At 31.5% G+C, this 10,221-nt stretch carries 10 protein-coding genes and 1 other annotated feature; of the genes, 3 read left to right on the top strand and 7 right to left on the bottom strand.

From position 1 onward, the window contains the following. Window positions 1-146: 146 nt before the first annotated feature. Both COE53_RS17875 and COE53_RS17880 read right to left on the bottom strand, forming a co-directional pair. On the bottom strand, window positions 147-1,355 hold the full coding sequence (locus COE53_RS17875; protein ID WP_069034649.1) for a dicarboxylate/amino acid:cation symporter: 1,209 nt from the start codon (window positions 1,353-1,355) through the stop codon (window positions 147-149). A gap of 214 nt (window positions 1,356-1,569) precedes the next feature. Further along, window positions 1,570-1,830, bottom strand: a complete 261-nt coding sequence (locus COE53_RS17880; RefSeq protein ID WP_069034650.1) for a DUF1292 domain-containing protein — start codon at window positions 1,828-1,830, stop codon at window positions 1,570-1,572. Between the two features lie 321 nt (window positions 1,831-2,151). Here COE53_RS17880 and COE53_RS17885 point away from each other — a divergent pair, with 321 nt between their 5' ends. Further along, a complete protein-coding gene (locus COE53_RS17885; RefSeq protein ID WP_069034651.1) occupies window positions 2,152-2,439 on the top strand; it encodes a hypothetical protein in 288 nt (95 codons plus the stop codon). Between the two features lie 74 nt (window positions 2,440-2,513). Here COE53_RS17885 and COE53_RS17890 read toward each other — a convergent pair whose 3' ends face one another. From COE53_RS17890 to COE53_RS17905, 4 genes are all read right to left on the bottom strand, one after another. After that, a complete protein-coding gene (locus tag COE53_RS17890; protein WP_098948470.1) occupies window positions 2,514-3,842 on the bottom strand; it encodes a Na+/H+ antiporter NhaC family protein in 1,329 nt (442 codons plus the stop codon). A 156-nt stretch (window positions 3,843-3,998) separates the two neighbouring features. After that, on the bottom strand, window positions 3,999-4,673 hold the full coding sequence (locus COE53_RS17895; RefSeq protein WP_091023634.1) for a GNAT family N-acetyltransferase: 675 nt from the start codon (window positions 4,671-4,673) through the stop codon (window positions 3,999-4,001). A gap of 57 nt (window positions 4,674-4,730) precedes the next feature. Then, window positions 4,731-5,705, bottom strand: a complete 975-nt coding sequence (locus COE53_RS17900) for an HD domain-containing protein (protein ID WP_098948471.1) — start codon at window positions 5,703-5,705, stop codon at window positions 4,731-4,733. Window positions 5,706-5,723: 18 nt separating this feature from the next. After that, window positions 5,724-6,614 (bottom strand): PhzF family phenazine biosynthesis protein, encoded by an 891-nt coding sequence (locus COE53_RS17905; protein WP_098948472.1) that lies wholly within the window; start codon window positions 6,612-6,614, stop codon window positions 5,724-5,726. A 232-nt stretch (window positions 6,615-6,846) separates the two neighbouring features. Here COE53_RS17905 and COE53_RS17910 point away from each other — a divergent pair, with 232 nt between their 5' ends. Beyond that, the gene (locus COE53_RS17910) at window positions 6,847-7,320 is read left to right on the top strand and encodes a hypothetical protein (RefSeq protein WP_069034656.1); all 474 of its coding nucleotides are present in this window, start codon (window positions 6,847-6,849) and stop codon (window positions 7,318-7,320) included. A 76-nt stretch (window positions 7,321-7,396) separates the two neighbouring features. Here COE53_RS17910 and metG read toward each other — a convergent pair whose 3' ends face one another. Beyond that, the gene (gene metG, locus COE53_RS17915; RefSeq protein ID WP_098948473.1) at window positions 7,397-9,034 is read right to left on the bottom strand and encodes a methionine--tRNA ligase; all 1,638 of its coding nucleotides are present in this window, start codon (window positions 9,032-9,034) and stop codon (window positions 7,397-7,399) included. 52 nt (window positions 9,035-9,086) lie between these two features. Further along, window positions 9,087-9,360: a binding site (T-box leader), on the bottom strand. Window positions 9,361-9,559: 199 nt separating this feature from the next. Between metG and COE53_RS17920 the strand changes: the two genes are divergently transcribed. Beyond that, a complete protein-coding gene (locus COE53_RS17920; RefSeq protein ID WP_069034658.1) occupies window positions 9,560-10,033 on the top strand; it encodes a pentapeptide repeat-containing protein in 474 nt (157 codons plus the stop codon). The last annotated feature ends 188 nt before the right edge of the window (window positions 10,034-10,221 follow it).

Genomic DNA, 10,221 nt, shown 5'->3' on the forward strand with positions numbered 1-10,221 from the left:
AACACATATTAAGCTATGTGTTTTTTTGTATCTATTGATATGATTCCATGTAAATGGCGGTATTATGACTGAAACTTGAAAAATGAGAAGACAAGGAAAATACTCTTACAAGAATAAAAGACTGGGAGATTCCCAGTCTTCGTTTTTTAAGCAGCCTTTTTCCCGTTAGTCAATCTCTCAACTAACATGCTTACAGATAAATCACCTGTCGCATTTAACATTGTTGCAGGTGGGTCAATTATCGTACTAATTGCCGCAAGAATTGGTAATGATTCTACCGGTAATCCAAACAGAGAAAGAATTAACATTTCCCCGATCATTCCACCATTCGGAATTGCTCCCATTACCATACCTACTAGTAAAGCAATACCAATTGTTACAAGATAAATATTCAAACCGGAGAAATTCATTCCAAATACACCAAAGGCAAAGGCAATTTTTACTACTCCACCCATAACAGATCCATCTTTGTGTAATGCACTAGCTAATGGAATAACGGTCTCTCTAATGTTTTTAGATACGCCCATTTTTTCAGCTGACTCGAAATTTGTTGGAATAGTTGCCGCACTACTACAAGTACCTAAAGAGGTTAACGTTGAAGGTAATACATTTTTCCAATAAATTTTAAATCCATAACTACCACCGGCCATATAAGCAATAATACTATAAACAATAAAATAAAATAGAATAGCAGTTACATAATATAAAACGAAAACTCGCTCATATGAACCTAGTAATTCCTTTCCGTATGTTGGAACAAGATAAGCAAAATAAGCTCCAAGTCCAACCGGTGCTAGATACATAATATAGTTAACCATATTCATGATTACTACATTAGCACTTGATAATAATTTTTTAACAATGTCTGCTTTATCGCCAGCTTTATTCGTTGCTAAACCAACTAATACAGCAAATACAATAATTGCTAACATATTGCTTCTTGAAAACAAGCCTGAGAAATCATTCACCGTAAATGTATTTACAATTTGCTCCGCTACTGATACTTTATCAGTTGCATCTGGCTTAACAATTGGGATATGAACCCCATGTGCAGGTGGATAAACTTTCATAACAACAAGCATTATGATCGCTGCAATAATACCTGTAAATAAAAATACCCCTGACATATTTCGCATAATCTTACCGAATTTTTCTCCTCCACCATTAGCAAAGCTTGAAGCTACAGAGAAAAATACAAGCGGTACAACTACTACGAATAATAAGTTTAAAAAGAAATCCCCTATTGGTTTAAGGGCAATTCCTACGCCTTCATTATTATAACCGATGACTGAACCTATGATGATACTACTTAGTAAAATCAAAGGGAAAGCGTAATTTCTAAATGAAAATTTCATAAGCTTCCTCCTAATATAATTGCTATTTGTAGTATACCGAAAATTTAATAGTTTGTACCCCAAATTTTTAATAAAACCTTCATTTTTCTACATAAACATACAAAAAAGAACACTTTGTATGATCTACAAGTGTTCTTCTTTTATTAAAATTACGAAATACTGCCTATACCTTTGCCCGTATTCCAATGCTTTAATCCTACTTTTTTTGATCTTATTATCTTAAGACTTCATCAAAAGCAGCTGAAACTTTTTCAAACTCTTCTTCTGTTTCTATATCGTAAAACTCGCCATCTTCTTCGACTCTTAGGAAGAAAACGTCAATATCCTCTTCACTTTCCTTTTCTACTTCTTCTAGTAAACCTACTGCTATGTATTCATGACTTTCGATCGTAATTGAGCCTAGTACTTCGTAATCTTGCTCGTCTCCTTCATCATAGCTAAGTGTAAGAATTTCGCCTACTTCAATCTTTTCCATAAATCTTGACCTCACTTATTTCAAATTCATTTTGCATAAAGAAAAACCTTTATGTTCCTTTAGTGTAACAGAATGATGCAAAACGTTAAATTGTAAATACACTAAAAGCTTTTCTAAATCGTTCTACTTTTAAACCATCTTTTTCTGGAGAATCAATTTTAGTAAAAAAAATTGATTTTTAAAAATTCACATGAATATTTTTACCAACGCTGTAATAAGATTTAGAACAACCAATTCTTAAGTTTCTTTCAAGTTTATTAAGTTGGACAAGCCTATGTCTTCAAATAGTAGATATTTTCTATATTTAGGGAGGATTACTGAATGTCAACACTAATAACGGGTCAAGAACAAACTAGAAAAAAAACTGTCAATTTTAAATCATTCTTTCAACGTTTTACTAAAAACCAATTAATTGATGAAACGCCATCACAACTTTTACATAATGAGTTAAGAAGCTTACAAAAACTTTTAGAGCTAAAAGAAATTAATTTTATTTATGCCGATCCCGAATACATTGATGTGGCTATTATGGAATTAGAAGCTATACGTACAAAATACAGCATTACTGTTAGACAATTAAAGGAAATACAGTCTGCTAGTGTTGTATGAAAAAAAGAGATAAATAGCATATTAGCTATTTATCTCTTTTTCTATGTTTTTCCCTATAATTACAATTTTCCTAATTAAGAACTGACCTCATACTTCGTTTCGTATGTCTTAACTTTTTTAAATACATTGACGAAAATCGTTAAGCATGGAAGAAGCCATAAGAATATTGCATAAGGTAAATACTCATGTAACTTCGTATTAATGACTGTACTGCTCATGATTGCAAGAACATTCCAAGGGATCATAGCTGGAAATAATAAAGTTGTATCTGCCATTATCCGAGCCAATTCTTCTTTGTTATATTTATTTGACCAATGCGTTAAAAAAGAGCGCCCTGTTAAAATAATTGGCATCGTTTGGTTACCTGCTATTACACATATCACAGCAGTAGCACCAATTGTTTTCAAAGAATCGGATAGCATAGAAGTCGAAGTTTGAAGCCATTTATCCAACATAGGCTGAATGATATTAAGCTCCTCCAATAACGCATTATAAATTCCTGCTACAGCAATGAACAATAACAAGCTATACATATGACTTAGCCCTCCACCAAGTCCATTAATTCCGTGCCAAAAAGCATTCACAATTTTACTAAAAGAAGTTCCATTAAACAAAGCTATTAAACTTCCAGACAAAATACTTATGACATACGAGTAAATAATATTGATTCGAAATAAAACAAGTACAACTAATAAAATCGGTGGAATAAATTGAATGAATGAAATATTCTTATTGCTCACGATTTCGTGATGTGTCTGAATAATTCCATTCGCAAACTTTAAATCCATTACGCTGAAAAATAAGATTGTTACGATTACAGCAGTAATTGATGTAAAAAGCATCGCTTTACCTTGTTTTTTGACAGTTGTTTCAAGTATATTAGCTAAAAGTTGATGTGCGCTTGAAAAAGGTGACGTTCGATCACCAACAAATGCACCCGAAATTACCGCTCCGGCCGATATTTCCACAGGTATATGCAGTAGTATCGCACTACTAATAAGAGGAACTCCTAAGGCACTCAATGTACCAATCGACGAACCCAAAATCATTGAAAAAATCATCGTCGTTAGAAAACAAAACACAAAAAAGTGATGTGGATTTATTGCATGTAAAGTAATCGAAACCATCGATGTGATCGTTCCTGATAAATACCAAGATGGAAGTAAAAAGCTAATTAAAAATAAGATAAAGAGAACAATTTTAACTTTTCCCATCCCCTGATAGCTTAACTTCATAATATTTCTAACTTCATATCCTCTTTTTAAACTTAATACAATTAAAAAAATTAACCCTGGTAAAATTCCAAAAACTAGCGAGATATGTAATATGACGGAACTAATAATTCCAATCAAAGTTACTAATATTAGGAAACTTGCCTGTTTAACTGAAAATTGATTCTCCATCACTTTCCCTTCCTTCAAACAGATTTATTACACTAAATTGATTAAATATCATTCATTAATTATATAAGCTTTCATTTAATAATACACTTATATTTCAATTAAAAAGCACTACTTCAACTTTAGAAGTAATGCTTTTGCACTAAAATATAGATGCTTTTAACTAAAATGTAAATCCGTTCCATATTGAACTAATTTTAATTTTCGTGCGACTGCCTGAGATGCATAATTATCCCAAGAGGTACTATACAAAGCAGTTCGTCCTTGTCCTTGGATGTCCGCAGCCCATGCATTTGAAACGATTAATCCATACTCTTTCCCACGAAAATCCTCGAGTGTATATACGCTTGCTTCAGCAGCTTCGGCTGATTGTCTGGCACTACAGCAAATCGACACGGCTATGTCATTTTCAATAATTGCATAACAAGGCTCTTTAAATTCTAGCTCCTCATATGTATAAGGAAAGTTTGGTAATAAAAATTGTTTATTTGCCTGGGTAATTTTTATTGCTTTCGATGATGCTTTGCCAACTGTTTGAAATACATATGCCGGCCCTATCCATAAACGATCTATCTGATGAGTTTTACTTAAAATCTGCATGATATTTACTAAAGGTATACTAGGGTCCGTGTCTAAGGATTTCTCTAATTCAATTAGTTCCTCATTTTTAAGACAATCTAAAAACCTTTTCACATTTCCCATTTTGGTGCTTCCTATATAAAATCGTGGTGCGCTTGTGTATGGTGGTTCATTTATTTGTGTTATTTTTCCAACTTCATTGTGTTTAAATAATACGTTAATATGCATTTCCATAAGTTCTAGCTCTGATTTCAAAAGGAATCCCCCTAGCTTCAAACTAGTTAATTTACATACTTCAAATTTCTTTTTACTCTATCTTTTAATTTTTACAAATGTTCCTTTTTCAGACTTTTCAATTGCGATCTTATTCATTTTTGCAATGTTGTCTGATAAAAGAGATGATTGTAGAACAGTTTTTCCGTCTAATGATACAGGCACATCGATAATCCTTCTTTTACCTTTTCGATGAATATCATAATCCTGATCGTTTTCTTCAAGCTCAACTTTTTCATATAAACTGTTTATTAATTCTAGAATTTCTTTATCATTACTTTTTTGCATTAATTTCATAAACTGCATATCATCCAATAATAAATCGTTTAAATTAATAACTTCTTTTTGTAATGCAAGTTTTATAATCTTTGCAAGTGAATTGTAAGAATAGATGCTGATCGGACCTAAAAAATAATCAATAGCAAGCTTATAATAAATCTTTGTAAACCACTCTGCCATCTCAATAGAGTTTACGCAGACTTCTCCATTTACAATAATTAATGAATTTAAAAATGCTTCAATTTCATTTTTAGGTGTTCCAAAATATGTATGCATATCTCTAAGAGTATAATCTATTCGATCTGCACATAGCTTCGGAAGCTCTTTTTCAAGTATTTCCCATTTATCTATATCAAAAATTTCTTTAATATCTATATGATATTTTTCAAGTATAGAAGGGATCTCCGAATCTAAAATTACTTTTTCAAAGATTGTTTCATGATAATTTTCTTCACTTAAGTCAAAAACAAAATCAATAACATGAGAAAATGCCGTATGTGAAACATCGTGTAATAATCCAGCAATTTGTTCCTTTACAGAACCCCCTAACCTTTTTATTAACAACATTACGCCAATTGAATGTCCATATCGAGTTCCATTAAAATGTTGATCCACTAAAAAGGAAGCACCAGCTTGATGAATTTTTTTTAACCTCTGAATTGGTTTTGTCTTTATTAATTCAACAAGTACTTGATCAATATTGTATTGTCCATATAGTTCATCGCTCAAAAACATACTGTACTCCTCTTCATTTTATATTTGAAATTCCATCTCTTTAACATAAACAGCATTTCCAGTAATTTCTATATCATAAGTCGACTTAACTCTTTTTACATTTACTTTTACACGTCCGTCTTTCTGAATTTCCGTTCCTTGTTCAACAATTAATTCCAGAGTATCAATAACATCATTATGAATATATTTAGCATAATAAGCTCCTAAAATCCCAGAGGCAGTACCTGTAACCGGATCTTCAATCGTTCCAGAAAATGCAGAGGAAAAATGGCGAGCATGAAAATCTGCATTTGAATCGTATGTTTCTAAACAAAATGGATGAACGGACGCTTTTGGAATTTCAGTCAAAATACTAGGAAAAAATAGATTATTAGGTTTCATATTTTCAAACGAAGATAATTTTTTTATCGGTAAAAGTAAATTCCAGGCACCTGTACTTCCATAAAGAGTTGGTAGACTTTGATCGATTTCTTCTACACTAAGACCAATTGAGGACGCTACATCATCAATGGAGCCTTTAAACTCTACAAACTCTGGTGTTTTTTGTTTCATCGTTATGTAGATTTCATTATTCGAATGATGAATCTTGATCGGCAAAATCCCAGCCTTTGTTTCGATCGTTAACTCACTTTTAAACTCAATTAGCCCTCTAGTTACTAATGCATATATAACTGCCACTGTCCCGTGACCACATAAATCCATTTCATGCCCAGGTGTAAAATAACGAATTTTATGATCAGCAACTTTCGAATTTAATAGAAATGAAGTTTCATTAAATCCCACTTTTTTCGCAATATCCTGCATTTCATAATCAGTCAAAGAATCACAATCTAAAACGACTCCAGCTGGATTTCCTTTATTGGGCTCTTTACTAAAAGCATCATAATGGTATACTGTAATATTTTTCATTTTCTCACCTCATTTTTTTATGTAACTCCATTCTCTACTATCAATTTAAACATTAATCTAATTTTATGAGATTATTAGAATAGTGCCCTATCTTCAATTATTTAATAATATACATTAATAAACTAATTAAATAAAACGTTTACAATTTCTATATGAAAGTTCATTTTTCCAATATTTTTAATTTTAAAAGTTTGATAAAATAATATTATTCATTAAAATTTTGGAGGAAAATATGTCATTATTCATTACAGCTTTCGGAGGAAAACTTTTACTTTGCTTAGCCTTTACCTTAATATGCTTCTTAATTGCATGGCCTGTCGGATTATATTTCCGATACAAAGATGCACAGAAAATGAAAGAAGTATTGCGTGACCAACCAATCAATCGACGCAATTACTGGCTTAAACAATTCTTAAAGTTAAGTATAGCAATAATAGTTTTATATTTTATATCATTTTTAATTGCACTTTATTTTGATATGCCATTTTCTTCTACTGCACCGTTTGTCGGTCTTTTTTCTCTATTACTCATGCTTTATATTAAATTTGCTCCACGTACAACTGGTGAAGCAACACCTGATATTGATGGATGGCATACAACATCTGTGATCATTGATCCTGATGAATATTTCACTTCAACAGGAGCAACCATTATTTTTGGATCTTTTATATTTACAGCCTTTGAATTTATCAGCGTTCTATATTAAAATCTTCAGCATTTATTTTATATTTTTTCCATAAGGAAAGCATTAATGATCACACTGATTATTAATGCTTTTTTTATTACTTTTTTGATTGGTTATTTAACAGTTCTAATTCTTCCTCTATTCTACCTACATCAATTCTTTCAAAAAGAGGCCTTACTTCGTTAATTTTTACTAAAACCGGAGAAATTTCCCTCCATTCGAAGTTTGCTAAATTTAGCATTTCTTTTATTACATTACTCGAAAAAGGTAGGATTGGATGTAAGATTTGCGCCAGGTTGGCAATAGCATATATACAACTCACCATTGTGTTATGACACTCAATCAAATTTTCCTTAACTTGTTTCCAAGGCGCAGCTTCATCAAAATATTTATTTGCAGATCGAATAAATTCAAATACTTCCTCTATAGCTTTTTTGAAGTTAGCCGATTCAATATGCGAACCAACAGACTTATAAAGCCCTTTAATTTCAATTCTTATCGATTGTTCAATTTCCCCATTTGGAACTACACCATTATAGTATTTTTCAATAAACTTTAATGTACGATTTACAAAATTCCCATATGCGCCTAATAGTTCACTATTATGACTATAAATAAATTCCCTCCAAGAAAAATCAGTATCTCTATTTTCTGGAGCATTTATTGTTAAAAAATATCGTATTGAATCTGGATGATATTTTTCGATTAGATATGGTACCCATACAGCCCAGTTTTTACTAGTGGACAGTTTTTTCTTCTCAAGCGTCAAATATTCGTTTGAAACGATATGAGTTGGAAGAGCCTCTTTTTTTAAACCAATTAAAATAGCTGGCCAAATAATTGAATGGAACGGAATATTGTCTTTACCGTGAATATAATATGATTTTGTTTCTTTTTTCCAAAAGTTAGTGTCATCTTGATTCGTTCTAAGTGCCCATTGTTTACTTGCCGAATAATAACCAGACACTGCTTCGATCCACACATAAATTTTCTTCTTCTCGTACCCTTTTACTGGTACGCTTACTCCATTTGGCAAATCCCTTGATACTGCTCGGTCATGAAGCCCTTCATTTAAATACCGTTCTGTTAATTGGATAGCATTCGAACGCCAGCTTCCACTCAATTTAGGAAAATCAAGATATTCCTTTAGCTCATCTTGTAATTTGCTTAATGAAAAATAAAAGTGCTCTGTGTTTTTTACGGATGGAGGATTTCCACATAACTTACATGTTTTATTTAATAAATCTAAAGGATCTAATATAGCAGAGCAATAATCACACTGATCTCCACGCGCATGTTGACCACAATTTGGACAATTTCCTTCTACATAACGATCTGGTAAGAATTGTTCAAATTCTTCACAATAGCATTGTTCAATTTCATTTTTATAAATTAACCCATTTTGTAATAAAGTTAAGAAAATTTCTTGTACAGTATTATGATGATGCTCTGCGTCTGTCCTAGTATAAAAATCATAGGTAAATCCTAATTTCTTAAAGTTATCCTCGAATTCATGATGGTAACGATCTGCAATTTCTTTATAGGTTACATTTTCTTGTTTCGCTTTAATAGCAATAGGTGTCCCATTACAGTCACTTCCTGAAACGTATAATACATTTGCTTTTTTTAAACGAAAATATCGAGCTAGAATATCACCTGGCAATAAAGCTGCAATATGCCCCAAATGTAATGATCCATTTGCATAAGGCCAAGCTCCTCCAATAAAAATATCCATTCCAATTCCTCCTAATTTATAAATGCAAAAAACCTCGCCCCTATCTATAAAAGATAAGGACGAGGTTTACAATCCACGTGGTACCACCTTAGTTCACAAAGTATTTGCATACATTTGTCTTTGCAAGTACGAAAAGCATAAAAATGCTTATATACTGTGGCTTTGGTAACAAGTGCCAACTCTTGTCGTAGCCTACTAATATGACATATACGTTCAGTACGAAGCTCCGAGGCCATTGTTCAAATAAGTATTCTTGCTTCTTTTCAGCTACCGAAGCTCTCTGTAAAAAATAACATTATTCTACTTTTCCTCTTCATTGCTTTTATTTAAATGTTAAAAAGATTTTATAAAAAACATATTGAAAAGTCAAACTATTTCATAACGATTAAAGATATTAATATAGTATAAGTTATAAATTAAAAGTTGATTCAATTATTTGTCGATATTAAAAATGTTTAAGAGTGAAGGAATTCTCAGGAATAAAGTTAAATATATTCAATTATCAAAGCTTTAGGAGGAGAAGAAATGTCAAATTGGAAGACTGCATTATTTGAGTTACAAAAAACAGATATGTCTTTTTCAACATTTAATGAAGTAAGAGCTGAAAACTTAGACTTTAATAATGTAAGCTTGGCGAATTCAAAATTTACAAATGCAAACATGAGAAACCTCGAATTGAATGACGTAAATTTATTCGGAACTCGAATTTCAGATGTTAATTTATCTAATACAAAAATAACAAATGGTAATTTAAGAGACTTAGTTATTAATCATGTTCATTTAGCTGGAACAATCTTCCGCAATATTGTCATTCCGGAAAATCTAAATCTTGACGATTACTCAAATTCTATTAAATTTGAGAAATGCAATTTAACAAATAGTCAGTTTACCGACTGTGATTTAAGTCATGTCGAAATCAATAATTGCAATTTAACAGGATTGAAAATTAATGGCATTTTAATTGAAGATTTGTTAAAGAGTTATAGTCAGAGAAAATAATTATTTCATAAAAAAGGATGTAGTCAATTTCAACGCGCAATAAAAAAAGAATCTTTAATCAGATTATTTTTCCACTCTGTTGAATAAAAGCCTTGTCTATTAAATTACCAAATTTTCGTAAAAGGAGTAGGGGGATGTTGATTTCCACTACATGATACTCGCTTTCCATGGGGCGAGATTCTTTAGCC

This window comes from Bacillus sp. AFS029533 (assembly GCF_002585125.1).
Taxonomy (GTDB): Bacteria; Bacillota; Bacilli; order Bacillales; family Bacillaceae_G; genus Gottfriedia; species Gottfriedia luciferensis_B.

Bases quoted from the DNA above. Each gene is read 5' to 3' on its own strand.
- COE53_RS17875 (WP_069034649.1), bottom strand. From the start codon at position 1,355: ATGAAATTTTCATTTAGAAATTACGCTTTCCCTTTGATTTTACTAAGT.
- COE53_RS17880 (WP_069034650.1), bottom strand. From the start codon at position 1,830: ATGGAAAAGATTGAAGTAGGCGAAATTCTTACACTTAGCTATGATGAA.
- COE53_RS17885 (WP_069034651.1), top strand. From the start codon at position 2,152: ATGTCAACACTAATAACGGGTCAAGAACAAACTAGAAAAAAAACTGTC.
- COE53_RS17890 (WP_098948470.1), bottom strand. From the start codon at position 3,842: ATGGAGAATCAATTTTCAGTTAAACAGGCAAGTTTCCTAATATTAGTA.
- COE53_RS17900 (WP_098948471.1), bottom strand. From the start codon at position 5,705: ATGTTTTTGAGCGATGAACTATATGGACAATACAATATTGATCAAGTA.
- COE53_RS17905 (WP_098948472.1), bottom strand. From the start codon at position 6,614: ATGAAAAATATTACAGTATACCATTATGATGCTTTTAGTAAAGAGCCC.
- COE53_RS17910 (WP_069034656.1), top strand. From the start codon at position 6,847: ATGTCATTATTCATTACAGCTTTCGGAGGAAAACTTTTACTTTGCTTA.
- metG (WP_098948473.1), bottom strand. From the start codon at position 9,034: ATGGATATTTTTATTGGAGGAGCTTGGCCTTATGCAAATGGATCATTA.
- COE53_RS17920 (WP_069034658.1), top strand. From the start codon at position 9,560: ATGTCAAATTGGAAGACTGCATTATTTGAGTTACAAAAAACAGATATG.